This is a genomic window from Pseudomonas sp. TWI929 (assembly GCF_039673335.1).
Lineage (GTDB): Bacteria > Pseudomonadota > Gammaproteobacteria > Pseudomonadales > Pseudomonadaceae > Aquipseudomonas.
The window spans coordinates 1-23,504 of record NZ_JBDJLK010000020.1 but is presented as its reverse complement, the minus strand read 5'-3'; the positions used below and the strand labels follow the sequence as shown (position 1 = coordinate 23,504).

General features: G+C 64.2%; 21 protein-coding genes. 10 read left to right on the top strand and 11 right to left on the bottom strand.

Going from position 1 to position 23,504, the window contains the following annotated elements; all coding sequences use genetic code 11:
• Positions 1–125 precede the first annotated feature (125 nt).
• Both ABE456_RS11215 and ABE456_RS11210 read right to left on the bottom strand, forming a co-directional pair.
• The gene (locus ABE456_RS11215) at positions 126–422 is read right to left on the bottom strand and encodes a BolA family protein (protein WP_003252644.1); all 297 of its coding nucleotides are present in this window, start codon (positions 420–422) and stop codon (positions 126–128) included.
• A gap of 10 nt (positions 423–432) precedes the next feature.
• Entirely contained in the window at positions 433–957 is a 525-nt protein-coding gene (locus ABE456_RS11210; protein WP_114167997.1) for a DUF2059 domain-containing protein, read from the bottom strand.
• A gap of 154 nt (positions 958–1,111) precedes the next feature.
• On the opposite strand from ABE456_RS11210, the gene ABE456_RS11205 reads away from it, so the two are divergent.
• Entirely contained in the window at positions 1,112–2,506 is a 1,395-nt protein-coding gene (locus tag ABE456_RS11205) for a class II fumarate hydratase (RefSeq protein WP_346643965.1), read from the top strand.
• A 123-nt stretch (positions 2,507–2,629) separates the two neighbouring features.
• On the opposite strand, the gene ABE456_RS11200 is transcribed toward ABE456_RS11205, so the two are convergent.
• Positions 2,630–3,592 (bottom strand): DMT family transporter, encoded by a 963-nt coding sequence (locus ABE456_RS11200; protein ID WP_346643964.1) that lies wholly within the window; start codon positions 3,590–3,592, stop codon positions 2,630–2,632.
• Positions 3,593–3,845: 253 nt separating this feature from the next.
• Positions 3,846–5,339: a polyphosphate:AMP phosphotransferase gene (gene pap / locus ABE456_RS11195; protein ID WP_346643963.1), complete on the bottom strand. Its 1,494-nt coding sequence runs from the start codon at positions 5,337–5,339 to the stop codon at positions 3,846–3,848.
• Between the two features lie 136 nt (positions 5,340–5,475).
• Here pap and mnmC point away from each other — a divergent pair, with 136 nt between their 5' ends.
• From mnmC to ABE456_RS11170, 5 genes are all read left to right on the top strand, one after another.
• Positions 5,476–7,440 carry a bifunctional tRNA (5-methylaminomethyl-2-thiouridine)(34)-methyltransferase MnmD/FAD-dependent 5-carboxymethylaminomethyl-2-thiouridine(34) oxidoreductase MnmC gene (gene mnmC / locus ABE456_RS11190; protein ID WP_346643962.1) on the top strand — a complete coding sequence of 655 codons (1,965 nt, stop codon included), beginning with the start codon at positions 5,476–5,478 and terminating at the stop codon, positions 7,438–7,440.
• A gap of 246 nt (positions 7,441–7,686) precedes the next feature.
• The gene (locus ABE456_RS11185; protein WP_346643961.1) at positions 7,687–9,474 is read left to right on the top strand and encodes an N-acetylglutaminylglutamine amidotransferase; all 1,788 of its coding nucleotides are present in this window, start codon (positions 7,687–7,689) and stop codon (positions 9,472–9,474) included.
• Positions 9,475–9,477: 3 nt separating this feature from the next.
• Positions 9,478–11,223, top strand: coding sequence for an N-acetylglutaminylglutamine synthetase (gene ngg, locus ABE456_RS11180; protein ID WP_346643960.1), 1,746 nt, complete (start codon positions 9,478–9,480; stop codon positions 11,221–11,223).
• A gap of 113 nt (positions 11,224–11,336) precedes the next feature.
• On the top strand, positions 11,337–12,521 hold the full coding sequence (locus tag ABE456_RS11175) for an osmoprotectant NAGGN system M42 family peptidase (RefSeq protein ID WP_346643959.1): 1,185 nt from the start codon (positions 11,337–11,339) through the stop codon (positions 12,519–12,521).
• A gap of 84 nt (positions 12,522–12,605) precedes the next feature.
• Positions 12,606–12,833, top strand: coding sequence for a YheU family protein (locus ABE456_RS11170; RefSeq protein WP_013971435.1), 228 nt, complete (start codon positions 12,606–12,608; stop codon positions 12,831–12,833).
• Between the two features lie 114 nt (positions 12,834–12,947).
• Here ABE456_RS11170 and ABE456_RS11165 read toward each other — a convergent pair whose 3' ends face one another.
• Both ABE456_RS11165 and ABE456_RS11160 read right to left on the bottom strand, forming a co-directional pair.
• Entirely contained in the window at positions 12,948–13,127 is a 180-nt protein-coding gene (locus ABE456_RS11165; protein WP_346643958.1) for a carbon storage regulator, read from the bottom strand.
• A gap of 120 nt (positions 13,128–13,247) precedes the next feature.
• Entirely contained in the window at positions 13,248–14,057 is an 810-nt protein-coding gene (locus ABE456_RS11160) for an SDR family oxidoreductase (RefSeq protein WP_346643957.1), read from the bottom strand.
• A 313-nt stretch (positions 14,058–14,370) separates the two neighbouring features.
• Here ABE456_RS11160 and ABE456_RS11155 point away from each other — a divergent pair, with 313 nt between their 5' ends.
• Positions 14,371–14,523 (top strand): DUF3309 family protein, encoded by a 153-nt coding sequence (locus ABE456_RS11155; RefSeq protein WP_003252624.1) that lies wholly within the window; start codon positions 14,371–14,373, stop codon positions 14,521–14,523.
• A 56-nt stretch (positions 14,524–14,579) separates the two neighbouring features.
• Here ABE456_RS11155 and ABE456_RS11150 read toward each other — a convergent pair whose 3' ends face one another.
• The 3 genes from ABE456_RS11150 to ABE456_RS11140 all read right to left on the bottom strand — a co-directional run bounded on the left by ABE456_RS11150 (position 14,580) and on the right by ABE456_RS11140 (position 17,656).
• Positions 14,580–16,244, bottom strand: coding sequence for a cation acetate symporter (locus ABE456_RS11150; RefSeq protein WP_105945961.1), 1,665 nt, complete (start codon positions 16,242–16,244; stop codon positions 14,580–14,582).
• A complete protein-coding gene (locus ABE456_RS11145; protein WP_346643956.1) occupies positions 16,241–16,552 on the bottom strand; it encodes a DUF485 domain-containing protein in 312 nt (103 codons plus the stop codon). Before ABE456_RS11145 ends, ABE456_RS11150 begins: the two co-directional genes overlap by 4 nt.
• Positions 16,553–16,795: 243 nt before the next feature.
• Complete coding sequence (locus ABE456_RS11140) at positions 16,796–17,656, bottom strand: glycine betaine ABC transporter substrate-binding protein (RefSeq protein ID WP_346643955.1); 861 nt, start codon at positions 17,654–17,656, stop codon at positions 16,796–16,798.
• A gap of 197 nt (positions 17,657–17,853) precedes the next feature.
• Between ABE456_RS11140 and ABE456_RS11135 the strand changes: the two genes are divergently transcribed.
• Positions 17,854–19,419 carry a beta (1-6) glucans synthase gene (locus tag ABE456_RS11135; RefSeq protein WP_346643954.1) on the top strand — a complete coding sequence of 522 codons (1,566 nt, stop codon included), beginning with the start codon at positions 17,854–17,856 and terminating at the stop codon, positions 19,417–19,419.
• 70 nt (positions 19,420–19,489) lie between these two features.
• On the opposite strand, the gene ABE456_RS11130 is transcribed toward ABE456_RS11135, so the two are convergent.
• Positions 19,490–19,843: a hypothetical protein gene (locus tag ABE456_RS11130; RefSeq protein WP_346643953.1), complete on the bottom strand. Its 354-nt coding sequence runs from the start codon at positions 19,841–19,843 to the stop codon at positions 19,490–19,492.
• Positions 19,844–20,033: 190 nt separating this feature from the next.
• Here ABE456_RS11130 and ABE456_RS11125 point away from each other — a divergent pair, with 190 nt between their 5' ends.
• Positions 20,034–21,332 (top strand): serine/threonine protein kinase, encoded by a 1,299-nt coding sequence (locus ABE456_RS11125; protein WP_346643952.1) that lies wholly within the window; start codon positions 20,034–20,036, stop codon positions 21,330–21,332.
• Entirely contained in the window at positions 21,325–22,149 is an 825-nt protein-coding gene (locus ABE456_RS11120) for a VacJ family lipoprotein (protein WP_346643951.1), read from the top strand. The genes ABE456_RS11125 and ABE456_RS11120 overlap by 8 nt, the downstream gene beginning before the upstream one ends.
• A gap of 116 nt (positions 22,150–22,265) precedes the next feature.
• Here ABE456_RS11120 and ABE456_RS11115 read toward each other — a convergent pair whose 3' ends face one another.
• Complete coding sequence (locus tag ABE456_RS11115; protein ID WP_346643950.1) at positions 22,266–23,414, bottom strand: patatin-like phospholipase family protein; 1,149 nt, start codon at positions 23,412–23,414, stop codon at positions 22,266–22,268.
• Positions 23,415–23,504 lie beyond the last annotated feature (90 nt).

The following is a 23,504-nucleotide window of genomic DNA, read 5'->3' as shown; positions in this document are numbered from 1 at the left end:
CTTTCGCGACACAAGGCCGCTCCCACAGGGGAATGCATATTCCTGTAGGAGCGGCCTTGTGTCGCGAAAGGGCCGCAAAGCGGCCCCCGGATTTTGCAAGATTCTACCAGAACAACAGAAAGGTTTCAGTGCCCGCCGCCCGCGCACACCGGCGAGGCTGGTGCAACGCCGACCTTGGCCCACTCTTCGGCGGTGTAGGTGTGGATGGCCAGGGCATGGATCTCGCCCATCAGCTCGCCCATGGTGGCGTACACCTTCTGGTGGCGCTTGACGCTGTTCAACCCGGCAAACTGCTCGCTGACGATCACTGCCTTGTAGTGGGTCTCCTGACCACGACTGTGCATGTGGCTTTCATTGAGCACTTGCAGGTGTTGCGGCGCCAGGGCGGCCAGCTGCTGTTCGATACGCTGTTGCATGGTCATCGCGGCGTACTCACTTCTTCGCGGGGGCGGCGGCCTTGCCAGCGTTCGGGTCCAGTTCCTTGGTCATGTCTTCCAGCAGCTTGTTCACTACCGGTACCGCTGGCTCCAGGCTCTGCTGGGTCAGCTGCGCCGATTGCTGGGTAACCTTGGGCATTTCACGCAGCACTTTCTTGCCCAGCGGCGATTCGTAGAACTTGACCAGATCCTTGAGCTCTTGCTCGGTGAAGGTCTGGGTGTACAGGTCGACCATCTTCGGCTTCAGCTTGTTCCAGCCAATGGCGTTGTCCAGCGCGGCGTTGGCCTTGGCCTGGTAGCTTTCCAGCACTGGCTGCTTGGTGGCCGGGGCCTTGGTCTGGGCAAAACGCTGGGCAAACATCTGCTGCACCTGCATGTACACCGGGGTGCCCAGCTTGTCGGCGTTGGCCAGGGTCAGGAACTTCTCGGCAGCAGCGTTGTGGCTGGCGGTGGCAGCAAGTACCTGGCCACTGGCGCAAGCCAGGGCAACGGCGGCACAAAGGACACGGAGACGGGTCATTGCATTTCCTTCAAAGAGAGGGAGGCGGGTACCTCAGAGTAGAGCATTCTGCGCCGTGGTGGCGATGTGCTCAAGTGGCACGACGAGCGACGGAACCGCTCGGTCGAATCAGGGCCTAAACTGCGAATTCGAACCACACAGGAGTGCGTACAGAATGAGCCGTATCGAGACAGACAGCCTGGGCCCGGTCGAAGTTCCGGAGGACGCCTACTGGGGTGCGCAGACCCAACGTTCGCTGATCAACTTCGCCATTGGCAAGGAACGCATGCCCCTCGCGGTACTGCACGCCCTGGCGCTGATCAAGAAGGCCGCAGCGCGCGTCAACGACCGCAACGGCGACCTGCCGGCCGACATCGCCCGGCTGATCGAGCAGGCCGCCGACGAAGTGCTGGCTGGCCAGCACGATAACCAGTTCCCGCTGGTGGTCTGGCAGACTGGCAGCGGCACCCAGAGCAACATGAACGTCAACGAGGTCATTGCCGGGCGCGCCAACGAACTGGCTGGCAAGGGCCGTGGCGGCAAGGCTCCGGTGCACCCCAATGACCACGTCAACCGCTCGCAGAGCTCCAACGACTGCTTCCCCACCGCCATGCACATTGCCGCAGCCCAGGCGGTGCACGGAAAACTGTTGCCGGCGATCACCGAACTGTCCTCGGGGTTGGCCGAACTGTCGGCGCGCCATCACAAGCTGGTGAAGACTGGCCGCACGCACATGATGGATGCCACGCCGATCACCTTCGGCCAGGAGGTGTCTGCCTTCGTCGCCCAGCTGGAATACGCCCAGCGCGCCATCCGCGCCACCCTGCCGGCAGTGTGCGAACTGGCCCAGGGCGGCACCGCCGTGGGTACCGGGCTAAACGCCCCGCACGGTTTTGCCGAAGCCATCGCCGCCGAGCTGGCGGCAGAGTCTGGCTTACCGTTCGTCACTGCGCCGAACAAGTTTGCCGCCCTCGCCGGCCACGAACCGCTGACCAGCCTGGCCGGCGCCCTGAAAACGCTGGCCGTGGCCCTGATGAAAATCGCCAACGACCTGCGCCTGCTGGGTTCAGGCCCGCGCGCCGGGCTGGCCGAAGTGCGCTTGCCAGCCAACGAGCCGGGCAGTTCGATCATGCCGGGCAAGGTCAACCCTACCCAGTGTGAAGCGCTATCGATGCTTGCCTGCCAGGTGCTGGGCAACGACGCGGCCATCGGCTTTGCCGCAAGCCAGGGGCATTTGCAGTTGAACGTGTTCAAGCCGGTGATCATCCACAACCTGCTGCAGTCGATCGAACTGCTGGCCGATGGCTGCCGCAACTTCCAGCAGCATTGCGTGGCGGGTATCGAGCCGGATGCCGAGCAGATGGCCGCGCACCTGGAGCGCGGGTTGATGCTGGTGACGGCGTTGAACCCGCATATTGGCTATGACAAGGCGGCGGAAATTGCCAAGAAGGCTTACAGCGAGGGCAAGACCCTGAGGGAGGCTGCGCTGGAGTTGAAGTATTTGACCAATGAGCAGTTCGACCAGTGGGTGAGGCCGGAGAACATGCTGGCGCCGGGGGGCAAGGGCTGAGTGAACTGTAGCCTGTGACGGCCTCTTCGCGGGTAAACCCGCACCCACAGGATCACCACAGTCCTGACTCTTGTGGGGTCCCTGTGGGAGCGGGTTTACCCGCGAAAGGGCCGGAACAGGCGATCAATGAACCTGCGCCAACCGCGCCCGCCGCGCCCGCCACCCGGCCACCAGCGACGGCCCCAATGCCACCAGCGCCGAACCCAGCACCACGGTCACCGCCCCCACATAGCCCAGGGCATTGATGTCCTCAGCCTGCACATACTCAGGCCACACCACTGCCGCCAGCGCCACCGCAACAAAGGTCACCAGCGGGGTCAGCGCCAGGGTGGCACTCACCCGCGACGCCTCCCAGTGCGCCAGCGCCTCGGCAAACGCGCCATAAGCCACCAGGGTGTTCAGGCAGCAAGCCAGCAACAACCAGCCCTGCACCGGGGTCAGCTGCAGCGCCTCCAGCGGGTGCACCCAGGGCGTGAGCAGCGCGGCGCAGCTCAGGTAGATCACCATCATTACCTGCTGCGACTGCCACACCGTCAGCAGCTGTTTCTGGCTCAGGGCGTAGAACACCCAGATGCTGGTGGCCAGCAAGATGGTCAGCACGCCAGTGGTGTAGGTGCCGAGCGAGGTCAGCAGCTCTTCCAGGCGCTGGTTGAAGAACAGGCCAAAACCGCCCAACAGAATCAACAGGCCCACGCCCTGCCCCAGGCTGAAGCGCTCGCGGAACACGAATACGCTGGCCACCAGCAACAGCACCGGGCCAATCTGCACCACCAGCTGCGCGGTGCCCGGGCTAAGCAGGTTGAGGCCGATCAGGTACAGCACGTAGTTGCCCATCAGGCCGAGCACGGCAACTGCCACCAGCGCCTTGCCCTTGGGCGCCAGTTTGCTGAAGGACGGTAGGCTCCGCTTGGCCGCCAACCAGGCAAACAGCAAGCCACCGGAGACCAGCAGGCGGTACCAGGTGACCGTGATCGGGTCGACCACCTGCAGCACCTGTTTGAGCTTGATCGGCAGGATGCCCCAGAGCAGTGCCGTCAGAAGGGCCAGGAACAGGCCATAGCCCCAGCGGCCGGAAGTGGTGTGCATAGTGTCCTCGATCAAGCCCGTGGTGGGGGTTGTTGAATTCTACGGGCTTGGAGGGCGGGGGCGATGGTGAGTGCCGAGAAAAGAATTCATCAGGTCATTCTTCCGGGGCATGGCTTGGCTGGTGGGTTGCCTTTGCTGGCCTCTTCGCGGGTGAACCCGCTCCCACAGGATCACCACAGGCCCGAACATTGTGAGGTACCTGTTGGAGCGGGTTTACCCGCGAAGAGGCCGTACCAGGCACCATCAACCTTGGCTATTTCTTGTCCTTGGCAAACGCCGCCTCAAGCGCCTGGTTGATGGTGCGCAATACCTTCACCCGGGCCCAGCGCTTGTCGTTGGCCTCCACCAGCGTCCATGGCGCAATCTCGCTGCTGGTGCGGTCGACCATGTCGCCCACTGCCTGGGTGTAGTCGCCCCACTTTTCGCGGTTGCGCCAGTCATCCTCGGTGATCTTGTAGCGCTTGAACGGAATCTGTTCACGCTCCTGGAAACGCTCCAGCTGGGTCTGCTGGTCAATCGCCAGCCAGAACTTGACCACCACCACGCCGGCATTCACCAACTGCTCCTCAAAGTCGTTGATCTCGCTGTAGGCGCGCATCCAGTCGGCCGGGGTGCAGAAGCCCTCTATCCGCTCCACCAGCACCCGGCCATACCACGAGCGGTCGAAGATGGTGAACTTGCCGCGCGCCGGAATATGCCGCCAGAACCGCCACAGGTAAGGCTGCGCGCGCTCTTCTTCGGTGGGCGCGGCAATCGGCACGATGCGGTACTGGCGCGGGTCCAGTGCTGCTGCCACACGGCGGATGGCTCCGCCCTTGCCAGCCGCGTCGTTGCCTTCGAACACCGCCACCAGAGCATGGCGGCGCATGTGCTTGTCGCGCAGCAGGCCGGCCAGGCGCGCCTGTTCGGTGACCAGCTGTTCCTGGTAGTCGGCCTTGTCCAGGCGCAGGGTCATGTCCAGCGCGCCGAGCAGGCTGCGGTCGTCGATGCTGCGGCCCAGCGGGGCGACATTGCCCTTGTGCTTGCCCTTGGGGTTGTTGGCCAGCGCGGCTTGCAGGCTCTCCAGCAGGATGCGCCCCACCGCCAGGCTGCGGTAATTCGGGTCTACCCCTTCAATGATATGCCACGGCGCATAGTCGCGGCTGGTACGGCGCAGCACGCGCTCGCCAAAGCGCACGAAACGGTCGTAGGTTTCTGACTGCTGCCAGTCCAGCGGGCTGATCTTCCAGCTGTGCAGCGGGTCGTCCTTGAGCGATTTCAGCCGCGCCTTCATCTGCTTCTTGGACAGGTGGAACCAGAACTTGATGATCAGCGCACCTTCATCGCAAAGCATCTGCTCCAGGCGTTCAGCGCCGGTGATGGCCTGGTCGAGCACGGCATCCTTGAACACCCCATGCACCCGCCCCTGCAGCATCTGGCTGTACCAGTTGCCGAAGAACACGCCCATCCGCCCCTTCGGTGGCAAGGCCCGCCAGTAGCGCCAAGCCGGTGGCCGGGCCAATTCCTCGTCGGTCTGCTGGTCGAAGGTGAGCACATCGATCATGCGCGGGTCCATCCACTCGTTGAGCAGTTTTACCGTCTCACCCTTGCCAGCGCCTTCAATGCCGTTGATCAGCACGATCACCGGGAAGCGCGCTTGCTGTTTGAGTTCGTACTGGGCTTCGAGCAGGGCCTCGCGCAAAGCGGGTACCTCGGCGTCGTAAGCCTCCTTGTCGATGCTGTGGCCGATTTCGGCGGATTCGAACATGCACTGGCTCCTTCAATGGATAAGCAAGACTAGCGGATTTCATTTCTGCCTGTACGGGCCTCTTCGCGGGTGAACCCGCTCCCACAGGTTCTGCGGATGGCATAAAATCCGCCCATCTGCTGCAACCGAGCCAACCATGTCCACCCTCCTCCAGCACGCCCAGATCGACTGGGACGACCAGGGCCGCCCCCATTCGCGGCAGTACGACGACGTCTACTTCGCGGTCAACGAAGGCATCGAAGAAACCAAGCACGTGTTCCTCGGCCAGACCCGCCTGGCCGAGCGTTTTGCCAACCTTGAGCCGCACGCCTGCATGGTGATCGGCGAAACCGGCTTTGGCACCGGCATGAACTTTTTCTGCGCCTGGCAGTTATTTGCCGAGCACGCGCACAGCGACGCGCGGCTGCACTTCGTCAGTGTCGAAAAATACCCCCTCGGCCGCGCTGACATGCTCCGTGCAGTACGCCTGTGGCCTGAACTTGCCGCCTATACCGAGCCGTTGCTGGAGCAGTACGTGGCAGTGCACCCGGGTTTTCAGCAGTTCACCTTCGACAACGGCAGGGTCACCCTCACCCTGTTGATTGGCGATGTGCTGGAACAGCTGCCGCAACTGGATGCGCAGATCGACGTGTGGTTCCTCGACGGTTTCGCCCCGGCCAAGAACCCCGACATGTGGACCCCGGAGCTGTTCGCGCAGCTGGCGCGGTTGTCGCACCCAGGCACGGTGCTGGGCACTTTCACCACCACCGGCTGGGTACGCCGCAGCCTGGTCGAAGCCGGCTTCGCCATGAAAAAGGTGCCGGGCATCGGCAAGAAGTGGGAGGTAATGAGCGGCGCCTACGTGGGCCCCCTGCCCTGTGCCAGCGCACCTTGGTACGCGCGCCCACCTGCCGTACAGGGGCCACGTGAAGCCCTGGTGATCGGTGCCGGGCTTGCCGGCAGCACCAGTGCCGCCAGCCTGGCACGGCGCGGCTGGCAGGTCACCGTGCTGGAGCGCCACGATGCCCCGGCCCGGGAAGCCTCTGGCAACCCGCAAGGGGTGCTGTACCTCAAGCTGTCTGCCTATGGTACGGCGCTGTCGCAGATGATCCTGTCCGGCTTTGGCTATACGCGGCGCCAGCTGGAGCGCCTGCAGCGTGGCCATGACTGGGATGCCTGCGGGGTGCTGCAGCTGGCCTTCGACAGCAAGGAGGCCGAGCGCCAGGGCAAGCTGGCCGCTGCTTTCGATCACAACCTGCTGCACTCGCTGGGGCGAGCAGAGGCTGAAGCCATCGCCGGGGTGGCCTTGCCGGCTGGCGGGCTGTTTTACCCCGAAGGCGGCTGGGTGCACCCGCCTGCGCTGTGCCAGCAGCAGTTGCAGCACCCGGGCATTCGCCTGGTGACCCATCAGGAAGTCATCGAGCTGCGCAAGGTCGGTGACCTGTGGCAGGCCTGGGCGGGCGAGCGCCTGCTGGCAAGCGCGCCGGTGGTGGTCCTGGCCGGCGCTGCCGAGGTGCGGCGCTTCGAAGCGTGTGCAGCATTGCCGCTCAAGCGCATCCGTGGGCAGATCACCCGCTTGCCGGCCACCGCCAGCAGCCGGGCGCTACGCACCGTGGTGTGCGCGGAGGGCTATGTGGCTCCGCCGCGCGGGGGTGAGCACACCCTGGGCGCGAGCTTTGATTTCCACAGTGAAGACCTGGCGCCGACGGTGGCCGAGCACCAGGGCAACCTGGCGTTGCTGGATGAGATCTCCACTGATTTGGCCCAGCGGCTGGGCGCGGCCGAGTTGGACGCTGAGCAGTTACAGGGGCGTGCGGCATTTCGTTGCACCAGCCCGGACTACTTGCCAATTGTCGGGCCGGTGGCCGATGGGCAGGCGTTTGCCGAGGCCTATGCGGTGCTGGGCCGGGATGCGCGACAGGTGCCAGATGTGACCTGCCCGTGGCTGGGCGGGCTGTATGTGAACAGCGGGCACGGCTCGCGCGGGTTGATCACGGCGCCGTTGAGCGGTGAACTGGTGGCGGCCTGGGTGTGCCGGGAACCGCTGCCGTTGCCGCGGGCGGTGGCTGAGGCTTGTCATCCGAACCGGTTTGCCTTGCGCAAGCTTATCCGAGGTAAGTGACAAGGCCGAGGGCTGCTGCGCAGCCCATTCGCGACACAAGGCCGCTCCCACAGGAGCCGCGCAAGCCTCAGGCCTGTGGTGATCCTGTGGGAGCGGCCTTGTGTCGCGATTGGGGCGCAAAGCGCCCCCAAGCCCTCATGCCTTATAACAGATTGTTCTAAAACTCTCACAAACCACATAGGTCAGTTCCTTAAGGTGCCCAAATCCAGGGCGCCCCCTCCCCAACGGAAAAACCGGTAAGGACCTATGTGCGGATTAGCAGGAGAGTTGCGTTTCACCCCCATCGACCAAGCCCCTCGCCCAGCCGACCTGGCTGCGGTAGAGCGCATCACCCACCACCTGGCGCCTCGCGGCCCGGATGCCTGGGGCTTCCATAGCCAGGGGCCGATTGCCCTCGGCCATCGGCGCCTGAAAATCATGGACCTGTCCGACGGCTCGGCGCAGCCGATGGTCGACAACACCCTGGGCCTGTCGCTGGCCTTCAATGGCGCCATCTACAACTTCCCCGAACTGCGCCAGGAACTGCAGGCCCTGGGCTACAACTTCTGGTCCGACGGCGACACCGAGGTGCTGCTCAAGGGCTACCACGCCTGGGGCGCGGCGCTGCTGCCCAAGCTCAACGGCATGTTCGCCCTGGCCATCTGGGAGCGCGACAACCAGCGCCTGTTTCTCGCCCGCGACCGCTTGGGCGTCAAACCCCTGTACCTGTCGCGCAACGGCGAGCGCCTGCGCTTTGCCTCGACCTTGCCAGCGCTGCTCAAGGGCGGCGACATCGACCCGATGCTCGACCCGGTGGCGCTCAACCACTACCTGAACTTCCACGCCGTGGTGCCGGCCCCGCGCACCCTGCTGGCCAATGTGCAAAAGCTTGAGCCCGGCACCTGGATGCGCATCGACCGCCATGGCGAAGTAGAACGCCAGACCTGGTGGCAGCTGAAATACGGCGCCAACCCTGATGAGCGTGAGCTGGACCTGGAAGGCTGGACCACCCGTGTGCTCGACGCCACCCGCGACGCCGTGGCCATCCGCCAGCGGGCTGCCGTGGATGTTGGTGTGCTGCTGTCTGGCGGGGTCGACTCCAGCCTGCTGGTCGGCCTGCTGCGCGAAGTGGGTGTGGATGACCTGTCGACCTTCTCCATCGGCTTTGAGGATGCCGGCGGCGAGCGCGGCGACGAGTTCCAGTATTCCGACCTGATCGCCAGGCACTACGGCACCCGCCACCACCAGCTGCGCATTGCCGAGCACGAAATCATCGACCAGCTGCCAGCGGCGTTCCGCGCCATGAGCGAGCCGATGGTCAGCCACGACTGCATCGCCTTCTACCTGCTGTCGCGGGAAGTGGCCAGGCACTGCAAGGGCGTGCAAAGCGGCCAGGGCGCGGATGAGCTGTTCGCCGGCTACCACTGGTACCCGCAAGTAGACGGCGCCGAGGATGCCTATGCCGCCTACCGCGAGGCCTTCTTCGACCGCAGCCACGCCGAGTACCGCGACACCGTACAGGCACCCTGGCTGCTGGAAACCGACGCCGCCGGTGACTTCGTGCGCGAGCACTTCGCCCGCCCCGGCGCACCGCATGCGGTGGACAAGGCCCTGCGCCTGGACAGCACGGTGATGCTGGTCGACGACCCGGTCAAGCGGGTGGACAACATGACCATGGCCTGGGGCCTGGAGGCGCGCACGCCGTTCCTCGACTACCGCCTGGTGGAGCTGTCGGCGCGCATCCCGGCGCGCTTCAAGCTGCCCGACGGCGGCAAGCAGGTGCTCAAGCAGGCGGCGCGGCGGGTGATCCCGCACGAGGTGATCGACCGCAAGAAGGGCTACTTCCCGGTACCGGGCCTGAAGCACCTGGAAGGCGCCACCCTGGGCTGGGTACGTGAGCTGCTGACCGACCCCAGCCAGGACCGTGGGCTGTTCAACCCGGCCATGCTCGACCGCCTGCTGAGCAACCCGCACGGCCAACTGACGCCGCTGCGCGGGTCCAAACTGTGGCAGCTGGCGGCGCTGAACCTGTGGTTGAGCGAACAAGGAATCTGACTGATGAAAGCCCACGAAATCGCTTACGGTCAGCGCCTGCTACGCGGCCAGGCGCCGTCCTACGAGCGCCTGCAGGCGCGCCTGGCCGGCGACGGCAGCCAGCCCCACGACCAGCCGCGCGCGGTGCATTGCGGCTGGGGTCGGCTGCTGATCGGCCACACTTACCCCGACCCGGCCAGCCTGGCCACCGACCTGCTCGACGAACGCCCCGGCGAGCGCGATATCGCCTTGTACGTGGCGGCGCCACAGCAGTTGCTGGCACAGGCCCCGCAGCAATTGTTCCTCGACCCGTCCGACACCCTGCGCCTGTGGTTTACCGACTACCGCCCGGCGCAGCGGGTGTTCCGTGGTTTCCGCGTACGCCGGGCACAGAACCCGGCCGACTGGCAGGCGATCAATACCCTGTACCAGGCACGTGGCATGCTGCCGGTCGATGCCGAACTGCTCACCCCCCGGCACCTTGGCGGCCCGGTGTACTGGCTGGCCGAGGACGAAGACAGCGGCGCGGTGATCGGTAGCGTCATGGGCCTGAACCACTCCAAGGCATTCGACGACCCGGAGCACGGCAGCAGCCTGTGGTGCCTGGCAGTAGACCCGCACTGTACGCGCCCCGGCGTGGGTGAAGTGCTGGTGCGCCACCTGATCGAGCACTTCATGAGCCGCGGCCTGGCCTACCTGGACCTGTCGGTGCTGCACGACAACCGCCAGGCCAAGCGCCTGTACCAGAAGCTCGGCTTTCGCAACCTGCCGACCTTTGCGGTCAAGCGCAAGAACGGCATCAACCAGCAGCTGTTCCTCGGCCCAGGCCCCGAGGCCGGGCTTAACCCGTACGCGCGTATCATCGTCGACGAGGCGCTGCGCCGGGGTATCGAGGTGCAGGTGGACGATGCCGCTGGCGGGCTGTTCACCCTCAGCCTGGGCGGGCGGCGCATTCGCTGCCGTGAGTCGCTCAGCGACCTGACCAGCGCCGTGACCATGACCCTGTGCCAGGACAAGCGCCTGACCCAGCATGCCCTGCATAACGCCGGGCTGCAGGTACCGGCCCAGCAACTGGCCGGCAATGCCGACGACAACCTGGCGTTTCTCGACGAGCATGGCGCGGTGGTGGTCAAGCCGGTGGATGGCGAGCAAGGCCAGGGCGTGGCGGTGAACCTGACCTGCATCGACGACATCACCCATGCCGTGGCGCACGCCCGCCAGTTCGACAACCGCGTGCTGCTGGAAAGCTTCCATGCCGGGTTCGACCTGCGCATCGTGGTGATCGGCTACGAAGTGGTGGCGGCGGCCATTCGCCACCCGGCGCAGGTGCTGGGCGATGGCAAGCACAACGTACGCCAGCTGATCGACGCCCAGAGCCGCCGGCGCCAGGCCGCTACCGGTGGTGAAAGCCGTATTCCGCTGGACGAAGAAACCGAGCGCACCCTGCGTGCAGCAGGTGTTGGCTATGACCACGTATTGCCCGCAGGCCAGCACCTGGCCGTGCGGCGCACCGCCAACCTGCACACTGGCGGCACCCTGGAAGACGTCACCGAACGCCTGCACCCTGTGCTGGCCGATGCGGCCGTGCGCGCTGCCCGGGCACTGGAGATACCGGTGGTGGGGTTGGACTTCATGGTGCGCGATGCCGGGCAACCGGAGTACGTGATCATCGAGGCCAACGAACGTGCCGGGTTGGCCAACCATGAACCACAGCCCACGGCCGAGCGGTTTATCGACCTGCTGTTTCCGCATAGCCGGCCTTTGGCGTAAACCCGTGCCGGCCTCTTCGCGGGTAAACCCGCTCCCACAAGGGTCGGTGATATCCCTGTGGGAGCGGGTTCACCCGCGAAAAGGCCGGGGCAGGAGTAAAGGAGTCCCCAACCATGTCCGACCGACACCCCGAACCCGATCTCGACTACCTCAAACGCGTGCTGCTGGAGATGCTCGCCATCCCCAGCCCCACCGGCTTCACCGACACCATCGTGCGTTACGTGGCCGAACGCCTGGACGAGCTGGGCATCCCTTTCGAGCTGACCCGCCGCGGCACCATCCGCGCCACCCTCAAGGGCCGGCAAACCTCGCCCGACCGCGCCGTGTCGGCCCACCTCGACACCATCGGCGCCAGCGTGCGCCAGTTGCAGGACAACGGCCGCCTGGCCCTGTCGCCGGTGGGCTGCTGGTCCAGCCGCTTTGCCGAAGGCAGCCGGGTCAGTGTATTCACCGACACCGGTGTGTTCCGTGGCAGCGTGCTGCCGCTGATGGCCAGCGGGCATGCCTTCAATACCGCCATCGACCAGATGCCGATCAGCTGGGAACACGTGGAAGTGCGCCTGGACGCCTACTGCGCCACCCGCGCCGACTGTGAGGCGCTGGGCGTGAGCATTGGTGACTTCGTTGCCTTCGACCCGTTGCCCGAGTTCACCGAAAGCGGCCATATCAGCGCCCGTCACCTTGACGACAAGGCCGGCGTGGCGGCGCTGCTGGCGGCGCTGAAGGCCGTGGTGGAAAGCGGCCGCCAGCCGCTGATCGACTGCCACCCGCTGTTCACCATCACCGAAGAGACCGGCTCGGGTGCTGCTGGCGCCCTGCCCTGGGACGTCAGCGAGTTCGTCGGCATCGACATTGCCCCGGTGGCACCAGGGCAGGCCTCCAGCGAACACGCGGTGAGCGTGGCCATGCAGGACTCATCAGGGCCTTACGACTACCACCTGTCCCGGCACCTGCTGAAGCTGGCCGGCGACCACGACTTGCCGGTGCGGCGCGATGTGTTCCGCTATTACTTCAGCGATGCCCATTCGGCAGTAACGGCGGGGCACGATATCCGCACGGCGCTGGTGGCGTTTGGTTGCGATGCCACCCACGGTTACGAGCGCACGCATATCGACAGCCTGGCGGCGCTGAGCCGCTTGTTGTCGGCGTACCTGCTGAGCCCACCAGTGTTCGCCAGCGACTCGCAGCCGGCCAATGCGTCGCTGGAGCGCTTTAGCCATCAACTTGAACATGATGCGCAGATGGAGAGCGACACGCGGGTGCCGGCGGTGGATAGCCTGGTCGGTAACAAGGGCTGAGGGCCCTGGGGGCTGCTTTGCAGCCCCAAAATCTCGAATGTTTCGCGTAGCATGCCCACATCTACTACGAAGACACCGCCCACCATGCTGATCCCCTACGACCAACTGCAAGCCGAAACCCTGACCCGCCTGATCGAGGACTTCGTCACCCGCGACGGCACCGACAACGGCGACGACACCCCGCTGGAAACCCGCGTGCTGCGGGTGCGCCAGGCATTGGCCAAAGGCCAGGCGTTCATCCTGTTCGACCCGGAAAGCCAGCAGTGCCAGTTGCTGGCCAAGCATGATGTGCCCCGCGAGTTGCTCGATTGACAGTTCCGGCCTCTTCGCGGGCATGCCCGCTCCCACAGCTTAATCACAGTTCTTGAGGCCTGTGGGGTACCTGTGGGAGCGGGCGTGCCCGCGAAGAGGCCGGCACAGGATGAATCAAGCTTTGCTTTGCTTGGCCTCCTTGATGCGCTTGTACACCTCAGCCCGATGTACCGGCACCTTGCGCGGGGCATCCACCCCAAAGCGCACCACCCCGTCTCGCGTTTCCACCACCATGATCCGGATGTCATCACGAATCACGATGACCTCCCCCACTTCGCGCCCTATTACCAACATGTTCCGATCCTCCTGCGAAAGGGAAAACCGGAGCCTGCCTCGCAGGCATTGGGCTACTCAATAGTTCCGCCACGATTCAGAAGCGCCCTACATTTTTGGGTAATTTCCCCTACAGACCTTTCATCGAGAATGAGCCTTTGCCCGCATTTTCACCGCCATTTCGGCCATCTCGTCATACAGCCGCTCAGGGGCCTGGCGTTTCAGTTGCCAGGCCTGGCGCCCAGCCTCATGGGGCAGGATGAGGAACTCGCCAGCGGCGACCTGCTGGTGAATGTACTCGGCAATTTCCGCCGCACTGATCGGCGACCCTTCCAGTAGCTTGCCAACCTGCGCCTTCATCGCCGGGTTCGGCCCGCGGAACGAGTCCAGCAGGTTGGTCTGGAAGAACGACGGGCACACCACGTGCACCGCCACCTCCAGCTGGCGCAGCTCCACCAGCAGGCTTTCCGACAGCGCCAGCACACCGGCCTTGGCCACGTTGTAATTGCTCATGCCTGGGCCCTGCATCAGCGCGGCCATCGAGGCGATGTTGATGATGCGCCCCTTGCTGCGTTCCAGCAGCGGCAAGAAGGCCTTGCAGCCCTTGACCACGCCCATCAGGTTGACCGCGATCTGCCAGTCCCAGTCCTCCAGCGACAGCTCGGCGAAGAACCCACCCGAGGCGACGCCTGCGTTGTTGACGATTACGTCGATGCCGCCGAACTGCTCGGTGCAGGCCTGGGCCAGCGCGGTGAGCTGGCTGTAGTCGCGCACGTCGCAGCGCTGGACGAACCCTTCGCCACCGGCCACGCGGACCAGCTCCAGGGTTTCGCGCAGGCCGCTTTCATTGACATCGGCCAGCGCCAGGCGCCAGCCCTCACGCGCCCAGCGCAGGGCGATTTCGCGACCGAGGCCGGACCCGGCGCCGGTGATCATGATGCGGTTTTGCATGGTGGCTGGCCTTGTTCTGATGACTGGTGAACGCAGTCTAAACAAGGGCCTGGGTAACGGCAGGGTTCATCAGGGTAGTGAATGGAGGGGCATGAATATGTGTGCCTGTACCGGCCCTATCGCCGGCAAGCCAGCGCCCACAGGTACACCACACGACTCCGAGGCTGTGGGGTACCTGTGGGCGCTGGCTTGCCGGCGATAGGGCCGCTGCAGGCAACACACAAATGGAATTTTTCACAACCCCCAAGAGTCCGAAAATACAAGAGGCCAGCAGTCCGAGGCCCTTGACCCTCAACTACGCAAGGACTCCGTCATGACCACGATCCTCATCATCATCCTGATCCTTCTGCTGATTGGTGGCTTACCGGTCTTCCCGCACTCGCGCAGCTGGGGCTACGGCCCATCCGGCATCATCGGCGTGGTGCTGGTGATCCTGCTGGTGCTATTGCTGCTAGGCATGATCTAGCTGCAGGGCATAAAAAAACCGCGCCAATTGGGCGCGGTTTTTAATTACCAGATGGATCAGTGCGAAACAGCGCCCGAAGCCCCCAGGCCAGTTTGCGAACGCACGAACTGCGGGTAGAACAGCGCACGCTCGTCGTCAGCAGCCTTGGACTTGTCGGTGACCGAGAAGAACCAGATGCTGACGAAGGCAATGGCCATCGAGAACAGCGCTGGGTACTCGTACGGGTAGATCGGTTTCTCGTGGCCGAGGATCTGCACCCAGATGGTCGGGCCAAGGATCATCAGCGTCACCGCACTCACCAGGCCCAGCCAGCCGCCGATCATGGCGCCGCGGGTGGTCAGCTTTTTCCAGTACATCGAAAGCAGCAGTACCGGGAAGTTGCAGCTGGCGGCGATGGAGAACGCCAGGCCGACCATGAAGGCGATGTTCTGCTTCTCGAACAGGATGCCCAAGCCGATCGCCAGTACACCCAGGGCGACGGTGGTGATCTTCGATACGCGGATCTCGTCCTTGTCGTTGGCCTTGCCCTTGCGCCATACGCTGGCGTACAGGTCGTGGGACACCGCCGAGGCGCCAGCCAGGGTCAGGCCGGCAACCACTGCCAGGATGGTGGCGAAGGCCACGGCTGAGATAAAGCCGAGGAACACGCTGCCACCCACGGCATTGGCCAGGTGCACCGCTGCCATGTTGTTGCCACCCAGCAGGGCGCCGGCGGCGTCCTTGAAGTCCGGGTTGGTGCTGACCAGCAGGATGGCGCCAAAGCCGATGATGAAGGTGAGGATGTAGAAGTAGCCGATGAAGCCGGTGGCGTACAGCACGCTCTTGCGCGCTTCCTTGGCGTCACTGACGGTGAAGAAGCGCATCAGGATGTGCGGCAGGCCAGCGGTACCGAACATCAGCGCCAGGCCCAGCGAGAACGCCGAGATCGGGTCCTTGACCAGGCCGCCCGGGCTCATGATCGCTTCGCCCTTGGCATGCACCTTGATCGCTTCGGAGAACAGGGTGTTGAAGTCAAAGCCCACGTGCTTCATCACCATCAGCGCCATGAAACTGGCACCGGACAGCAGCAGCACGGCCTTGATGATCTGTACCCAGGTGGTGGCCAGCATGCCGCCGAACAGCACATACAGGCACATCAGGATACCCACCAGGATCACCGCCACGTGGTAGTCCAGGCCGAACAGCAGCTCGATCAGCTTGCCGGCACCGACCATTTGCGCGATCAGGTAGAACGCCACCACCACCAGCGAACCGGAAGCCGACAGGGTGCGGATTTCCTTCTGCCCGAGGCGGTAGGAGGCCACGTCGGCGAAGGTGTACTTGCCCAGGTTGCGCAGGCGTTCGGCAATCAGGAAGAGGATGATCGGCCAGCCGACCAGGAAGCCGATCGAGTAGATCAGGCCATCGTAGCCAGAGGTGAACACCAGTGCGGAAATACCCAGGAACGAGGCGGCCGACATGTAGTCGCCGGCAATCGCCAGGCCGTTCTGGAAGCCGGTGATCTTGCCACCGGCGGCGTAGTAGTCCGACGCCGACTTGTTGCGCTTGGAAGCCCAGTAGGTGATACCCAGGGTGAAGGCGACGAAGGCCACGAACATGGCGATCGCGGAAACGTTCAGCGGTTGTTTCTGCACCTCGCCGGTCAGGGCATCGGCGGCCCACACGGCGGGTGCAAAGGCTCCGCAGGCCAGTACGGCCAGGGTTTTGGCGTGGCGAATCATTGTTGCGCCTCCTTCAGGATGGCCTTGTTCAGCTCATCGAATTCGCCGTTGGCGCGGCGCACGTAGATGGCGGTCAGGACGAATGCCGAGACGATCAGGCCGACGCCCAGGGGAATGCCCCAGGTAATCGATGACTCAGGGCTGAGCTTGGTGCCCAGAACATGAGGACCATAGGCGATCAGGAGGATGAAGGCGCAGTATAGGCCGAGCATGATCGCCGAGAGAATCCAGGCGAACCGTTCGCGTTTGGTGACCAGCTCCTTGAAGCGGGGGCTGTTTTGTATCGAGAGGTAAATGCTGTCGTTCATTGTTTTTGTCCTAGCAGCACAGGTAGGGGATGGTACCCACGCCCTTACTTTATGCTGCCGATGGACGCCAACCAGACGACCTTAGTCTTAGATGCAACGGTGTTTTACCGATTGCGTAACAAAGCTTAGGGCCCATTCGCGGGCTTGCCCGCTCCCACAGGGACATCACAGGGCCTGAGGGCAGTGATATACCTGTGGGAGCGGGCAAGCCCGCGAAGCAGCAAAACTGGCCCTAAAGGGTTGTTACTTGCCAGTCCACTCCTTCACACGGTCCGGGTGCTTGGCCACCCAGTCCTTGGCCGCCGCTTCAGGCTTGGCGCCTTCCTGGATCGCCAGCATCACTTCGCCAATCTCGTCTTTGGACTGCCAGTTGAACTTCTTCAGGAACTCCGCCACTTCCGGCGCCTTGGTCGCCAATTCCTTGCTGCCGATGCTGTTCACGGTTTCCGCCGCGCCATACACGCCTTTCGGGTCTTCGAGGAACTTAAGCTTCCACTTGGCGAACATCCAGTGCGGTACCCAGCCGGTCACCGCAATCGACTGCTGCTTGGCATACGCACGGCCCAGCTCGGCGGTCATCGCCGCACCAGAACTGGCCTGCAGCTTGTAGCCGGTCAGGTCGTAGTCCTTGATGGCCTGGTCGGTCTTCAGCATCACGCCGGAGCCGGCGTCGATGCCGACAATCTTCTGCTTGAAGCTGCTATCGGTCTTGAGGTCGGCGATGCTCACCGCCTTGACGTACTCGGGGACGATCAGGCCGATCTTGGCGTCCTTGAAGTTGGGGCCGTAGTCGACCACGTTGTCCTTGTTCTTGGCCCAGTACTCGCCATGAGTCACCGGCAACCAGGCCGACAACATGGCATCGAGTTTGCCGGTTGCCACGCCCTGCCACATGATGCCTGTGGCCACGGCCTGCAACTTCACGTCGTAGCCGAGTTTCTGCTTGATCACTTCGGCGGCCACGTTGGTGGTCGCCACGCTGTCGGCCCAACCATCCACGTAACCAATGCTTACTTCTTTGGCCATTGCCTGTGCAGCGCTCATGGCCATTACCAGGGCAGTGCCCACACCCAGGAAACGTCGCATTTTTTTCAAAGTTGCCATCAAAGCATCCCCTCGTCAGGTCTCGGAGTTTGCATCATCGTCCTGCAACAATAGTCGACCTGCTCCAGCTGCGACCTTTATCTGCCTCATATGCGACAGCACTATGCCATTAGCGCCAACGGCCTAAGCCGGCCTGCGCGATCCTTGCATGCCAAAGCTTTGGCGCCGGGCTACTATCTACCCTTTTGCGCCTGACGATGGACCGCCCGATGCCCAGTTCTGCCCGCTTGCTGCTGCCGTTGTACCTGCTTGCCTGCCTGTTGGCCCTGCTCGGGCTCGGGGGGCTCTGGTACGGGCTTGGCAAGCCGGTGCACCTGCCCGATGCGGCCAGCCCGACGCACAAGTTGCAATGCGCCTCGTACACCCCGTTCGACAAGGACCAGTCGCCTTACGACCAGCCGTTTCGCCTGCGCCCGGCGCGCATGGACGCCGACCTGGCCCTGCTGGCTGAGCGATTCCAGTGCATCCGTACTTATTCGCAGACAGGTCTTGAGGCAATCCCGGCGCTGGCGCGCAAACATGGCCTGAAGGTAATGCTAGGCGCCTGGGTCAACGCCCACCCGGCCGACACCGAGAAGGAAATCAACCTGCTGATTGCCGCTGCCAACGCCAACTCCGACGTGGTCAGCGCGGTGATCGTCGGCAACGAGACGCTGCTGCGCAAGGAAGTTACCGGCACGCACCTGGCCAAGCTGATCGCCCGGGTTAAAAGCCAGGTCAAGGTGCCGGTGACTTACGCGGATGTGTGGGAGTTCTGGCTACAGCACCCGCAGGTGGCGCCGGAAGTGGACTTCCTTACCATCCACTTGCTGCCTTACTGGGAGGACGACCCGCGCGGCATCGACGAGGCCCTGGCCCACGTCGCCGATGTGCGCCGGGTATTCGGCACACGCTTCGCCCCCAAGGACATCCTGATTGGCGAAACCGGCTGGCCCAGCGAAGGCCGCCAGCGCGAGACTGCGCTACCCAGCCGGGTCAACGAGGCGCGCTTCATTCGTGGCTTCGTGGCCATGGCCGAAAGCAACGGCTGGCACTACAACCTGATCGAAGCGTTCGACCAGCCGTGGAAACGCGCCAATGAAGGGGCAGTTGGCGGTTACTGGGGGCTGTACGACGCCGACCGGCAGGACAAGGGCGTGCTCGAAGGGCCAGTGAGCAACCTGCATTACTGGCCGCAGTGGTTGCTGGCCAGTGCTGTGCTGATGCTGACCATGCTGATGCTTGCCGGGCGCCCGGCTACCACGCAGGCGGCCTTGCTGCTGCCGTTGCTGGCGGCGTTTGGCGCAGGCTGCCTGGGCTTGTGGGGCGAGGTGATGCGCACCCATGCGCGCTTTGCCGGGGAATGGCTGTGGGCAGTGCTGTTGGCCGGGCTGAACCTGCTGGTGCTGGCCCATGCCGTGTTGGCGCTGGCGCGACGGGGGGATTGGCGCGAGCGTTTGTTTGCCTGGCTGCAGGCGCGGGCCGGCTGGCTGTTGCTGGCAGCGGGCTTTGCTGCGGCGGTGAGCATGCTGGCGATGGTGTTCGACCCGCGCTACCGCAGCTTCCCCAGCGCGGCGCTGGCGTTGCCGGCGCTGGTGTATGTGCTGTGGCCGGTGCGGGCACGGCGGGCAGAGGTGGCGCTGCTGGCATTCATCGTCGGTGCCGGGGTGGCGCCGCAGTTGTTTATCGAAGGGCTGGAGAACCAGCAGGCCTGGGGCTGGGCGGTGGTGAGTGTGCTGATGACGGCGGCGTTGTGGCGGAGTTTGCGGGTGCGATCGGCTTGATTGTAGCGGTGGCGCTCGATTTCCGTCCAAACCCAAAACCCACGCCAAGCCCCTACCAGCCCAACCCCAATTACCTGACCAACCGCAACCCCGCCAGCACCAGCGCAAACACGGCAATGCTGGCGGTATACAGCACCAGCGCCGGCACCGCGAACACCAGCGCCAGCACCGCCAGCCACCAGCCAGCGCGGCCGGCAACCACCTGCGCCAGCAGCGCCAAGCCCAACCCGCCCCAGGCCATCACCTGGTGGTGAATGCCCAACCCCAGCAACGCGCGCAACTCGCACTGCCAGAACGCTGTAGGCACCGTGCACAACCCAACCCACTGGCCATCCTCCATCAGCCCATAGCGCACGCCATAACTGGCCGCGAGCCACAACCCGAGGAACAGCACCAGCAGCGCAGCCGGCAGCGAACGAGACATCCAGTTCTCCAATAGCAGTAATCGAAAGTGTCCATGATCGCTTATGCCTTGTAGTAAGGCAAAATCGCACTCCTGCAGCTATGTTGCAGATAACAAGCACACCAAAGGCCACCGCACCCGGCAACTTTGCCCGGTTTGGTGTGGTCCTAGCCTGCACACCGCTCGACCTTGCGTACTTTTGGGGGATTACATGCTTCGATCTTTGCGCCTCGCTGCCTTGCTTGGCAGCCTGCTCATGGCTGCGGCCGCTTCGGCGCGAGATATCGACGCCGCAAGCTACGGCTTCCCCTTGACCAACCCGTTCGAGGCGACCATCGCCACCACACCGCCAGAGCAGCGCCCTACCCTGCCCAGCGACGACGATATCACCCAGTCCGACTACAGCCTCAACCTGCGCCCGGAGCGCGAGTTCACCCTGCCCGACAATTTCTGGGCAGTGAAAAAGCTCAAGTACCGCCTGGCCCGCCAGGACCGCGAGGCGCCGCTGATCTTCATCATCGCCGGCACCGGTGCGCCCTACACCAGCAGCATCAACGAGTACCTGAAAAAACTGTTCTACCAGGCTGGCTTCCACGTGGTGCAACTGTCGTCACCTACCAGCTACGACTTCATGAGCGCCGCCTCGCGCTTCGCTACCCCAGGAGTAAGCCAGGAAGACGCCGAAGACATGTACCGGGTGATGCAGGCCGTGCGCGCCCAGCACCCACGCCTGCCAGTAAGTGACTTCTACCTCACCGGCTACAGCCTGGGCGCCCTCGACGCGGCCTTTGTCAGCCACCTGGACGAAACCCGCCGCAGCTTCAATTTCAAGCGTGTGCTGCTGCTGAACCCGCCGGTCAACCTGTACACCTCGATCAACAACCTCGACAAGCTGGTGCAAACCCAGGTCAAGGGTATCGACCGCAGCACCACCTTCTATGAGCTGATGCTGGAAAAACTCACCCGCTACTTCCAGGACAAGGGCTACATCGACCTCAACGACGCCTTGCTGTACGACTTCCAGCAGTCGAAACAGCACCTGTCCAACGAACAGATGGCCATGCTCATCGGCACTTCGTTCCGCTTCTCGGCAGCCGACATTGCCTTCACTTCCGACCTGATCAACCGCCGCGGCCTGATCATTCCGCCGAAGTTCCCGATCACCGAGGGCAGCAGCCTCACGCCGTTCTTCAAACGCGCCCTGCAGTGTGACTTCGACTGCTACATGACCGAGCAGGTCATCCCCATGTGGCGCGCCCGCACCGACGGCAACAGCATCCTGCAACTGGTCAACCAGGTCAGCCTGTATGCCCTGGAAGACTACCTGCGCAGCAGCGACAAGATCGCCGTGATGCACAACGCCGACGACGTCATCCTCGGCCCAGGCGACATCGGCTTCCTGCGCAAGGTGTTCGGTGACCGCTTGACCCTTTACCCTCATGGCGGCCATTGCGGCAACCTCAATTACCGCGTCAACAGTGACGCCATGCTGGAGTTCTTCCGTGGTTAACAAACTCCTCTTCGCCACTGCCCTGTTCGCTGCCGGCCACACCCTGGCCGCTGAAACCGCACCCCGGGCCAGCGTGGTCGAGGCCGACCCGCAAGTGACTGCCGCGCCACTGGCGCCCGAGGCCGATGGCTTCATCGACCCGTTGCGCGAGCTGAAATTCAACCCGGGGCTGGACCAGCGCGAATTCGAGCGTTCCACCCTGGAGGCGCTGAACGTGTACGACCCGCTGGAGTCGATCAACCGGCGCATCTACCACTTCAACTACCGCCTCGACCAGTGGGTGCTGCTGCCGCTGGTAAGTGGCTACCAGTACGTCACCCCGCGCTTCGTGCGCACCGGGGTGAGCAACTTCTTCAACAACCTGGGCGATGTGCCGAACCTGTTCAACAGCGTGTTGCAGCTGAAGGCCAAGCGCTCGGCCGAGATCACCGCACGGCTGATGTTCAACACCATCATCGGCGTGGGCGGGCTATGGGACCCAGCGACCAGCATGGGCCTGCCGCGGCAGAATGAAGACTTCGGCCAGACCCTGGGCTTCTATGGCGTACCGGATGGCCCGTACCTGATGTTGCCGGTGCTGGGGCCCTCGAACCTGCGCGATACCACTGGGCTGGTGGTGGACTATGCCGGTGAGCAGGCGATCAACTACATGAATGTGGCCGAAGCCAGCGAGGAGCACCCGGAAATCTTTGCCCTGCGTGTGGTGGACAAGCGCTACACCACCCACTTCCGCTATGGCCAGCTCAACTCGCCGTTCGAGTATGAGAAGGTGCGCTATGTGTATACCCAGGCGCGCAAGTTGCAGATAGCTGAGTAAGCCTGCTCCGGCCCTTTCGCGGGTGAACCCGCTCCCACAGGGCCTGCACCCACCTCAGGTGCTGTGCAAAATCTGTGGGAGCGGGTTCACCCGCGAAAGGGCCAGTACAGCCAACATCAAATCCCCAGGAACTGGCACAGCTCACGCTTCTTGGCCAAGGCATCCCGCCGCCCCAGCTCGATCAGCTCACTGCAATAGCTGGCCTCGAACAGCAAATAGCTCAGTACCCCCGCGCCACTGGTGCGCGTCGCCCCCGGCCCGCGCAGGAACAGCCGCAACGCCGCCGGCAATTCGCGCCGGTGCCGTGCGGCAATTTCGTCCAGCGGCTGGCTGGGCGCCACCACCAGTACCTCGATCGGCGCCAGCCCCAGGCGCCGCGCGTCCAGGTGCGCCGGAAGCAGCCGGCTCAGGTGGTTGAGGCGCTGTAACAGTTCGATGTCGTCTTCCAGGCTGTCAATGAAGGTGCTGTTGAGCATGTGCCCACCAATCTGCGCCAGGCTCGGCTGCTGCCCGCTGAACACCCGCTGGGTGGGCAACGGCGGGGCTGGCCGCTGTGGGTTGCCACTGACCCCTACCACCAGCACCCGGCTGGCGCCCAGGTGCAAGGCCGGGCTGATCGGCGCCGACTGGCGTACCGCGCCGTCGCCGTAGAACTCGTCACCCAGCTGCACCGGGGCGAACAGCAGCGGGATGGCCGCGCTGGCCAGCAAGTGGTCGATGGTCAACGGCGTAGGTACGCCGATGCGGCGGTGGCGCAACCAGGCTTCGATGGTCCCGCGGCCCTGGTAGAACGTTACCGCCTGGCCGGACTCATAGCCGAAAGCGGTCACCGCCACGGCGCGCAACTGTTCGGCAGCCAGGGAATGGCCGATGCCACCCAGGTTCAGGTGCGCCTCCAGCAAGCCGCGCAATGGGCTGCTGTCGAGCAACGCCACCGGTGCCTGGCCGCCCAGGCCGAGCAGGCTGTGGCCAACGAAGCGGCTGGCCTGGCGGACTACGCCGGGCCAGTCGCTGCGGATGACCAGGTGGCTGCGAAAGTTCTGCCAGAAGGCGGTCAGCCGTTGCACGGCGTCATGGAACTGGGTGGCGCCGCTGGCCAGGGTGACGGCATTGATGGCCCCGGCGGAGGTGCCGACGATGACCGGGAACGGGTTGTGCGCGCCGGCGGGCAACAATTCGGCGATGCCGGCCAACACGCCGACCTGGTAGGCAGCCCGGGCGCCGCCGCCAGAAAGGATAAGACCGGTTACCGGGGATGGGGCCATGGAGTCCTTCCTGGAGGGTGATGTGTTTTCAGGCCTGGCCTCTTCGCGGGGAAACCCGCAACCACCGGGCTGGCGCCGAGGGCGTATAAA

Excerpts from the sequence above, each read along its gene's own strand:
- ABE456_RS11165 (WP_346643958.1), bottom strand. The coding sequence starts at position 13,127 with ATGTTGGTAATAGGGCGCGAAGTGGGGGAGGTCATCGTGATTCGTGAT.
- ABE456_RS11200 (WP_346643964.1), bottom strand. The coding sequence starts at position 3,592 with ATGCACACCACTTCCGGCCGCTGGGGCTATGGCCTGTTCCTGGCCCTT.
- pap (WP_346643963.1), bottom strand. The coding sequence starts at position 5,339 with ATGTTCGAATCCGCCGAAATCGGCCACAGCATCGACAAGGAGGCTTAC.
- ABE456_RS11170 (WP_013971435.1), top strand. The coding sequence starts at position 12,606 with ATGCTGATCCCCTACGACCAACTGCAAGCCGAAACCCTGACCCGCCTG.
- ABE456_RS11160 (WP_346643957.1), bottom strand. The coding sequence starts at position 14,057 with ATGCAAAACCGCATCATGATCACCGGCGCCGGGTCCGGCCTCGGTCGC.
- ABE456_RS11140 (WP_346643955.1), bottom strand. The coding sequence starts at position 17,656 with ATGGCAACTTTGAAAAAAATGCGACGTTTCCTGGGTGTGGGCACTGCC.
- ABE456_RS11135 (WP_346643954.1), top strand. The coding sequence starts at position 17,854 with ATGGACCGCCCGATGCCCAGTTCTGCCCGCTTGCTGCTGCCGTTGTAC.
- ABE456_RS11155 (WP_003252624.1), top strand. The coding sequence starts at position 14,371 with ATGACCACGATCCTCATCATCATCCTGATCCTTCTGCTGATTGGTGGC.
- ABE456_RS11115 (WP_346643950.1), bottom strand. The coding sequence starts at position 23,414 with ATGGCCCCATCCCCGGTAACCGGTCTTATCCTTTCTGGCGGCGGCGCC.
- ABE456_RS11215 (WP_003252644.1), bottom strand. The coding sequence starts at position 422 with ATGACCATGCAACAGCGTATCGAACAGCAGCTGGCCGCCCTGGCGCCG.
- ngg (WP_346643960.1), top strand. The coding sequence starts at position 9,478 with ATGAAAGCCCACGAAATCGCTTACGGTCAGCGCCTGCTACGCGGCCAG.
- mnmC (WP_346643962.1), top strand. The coding sequence starts at position 5,476 with ATGTCCACCCTCCTCCAGCACGCCCAGATCGACTGGGACGACCAGGGC.
- ABE456_RS11145 (WP_346643956.1), bottom strand. The coding sequence starts at position 16,552 with ATGAACGACAGCATTTACCTCTCGATACAAAACAGCCCCCGCTTCAAG.
- ABE456_RS11205 (WP_346643965.1), top strand. The coding sequence starts at position 1,112 with ATGAGCCGTATCGAGACAGACAGCCTGGGCCCGGTCGAAGTTCCGGAG.
- ABE456_RS11150 (WP_105945961.1), bottom strand. The coding sequence starts at position 16,244 with ATGATTCGCCACGCCAAAACCCTGGCCGTACTGGCCTGCGGAGCCTTT.
- ABE456_RS11130 (WP_346643953.1), bottom strand. The coding sequence starts at position 19,843 with ATGTCTCGTTCGCTGCCGGCTGCGCTGCTGGTGCTGTTCCTCGGGTTG.
- ABE456_RS11185 (WP_346643961.1), top strand. The coding sequence starts at position 7,687 with ATGTGCGGATTAGCAGGAGAGTTGCGTTTCACCCCCATCGACCAAGCC.
- ABE456_RS11125 (WP_346643952.1), top strand. The coding sequence starts at position 20,034 with ATGCTTCGATCTTTGCGCCTCGCTGCCTTGCTTGGCAGCCTGCTCATG.
- ABE456_RS11210 (WP_114167997.1), bottom strand. The coding sequence starts at position 957 with ATGACCCGTCTCCGTGTCCTTTGTGCCGCCGTTGCCCTGGCTTGCGCC.
- ABE456_RS11175 (WP_346643959.1), top strand. The coding sequence starts at position 11,337 with ATGTCCGACCGACACCCCGAACCCGATCTCGACTACCTCAAACGCGTG.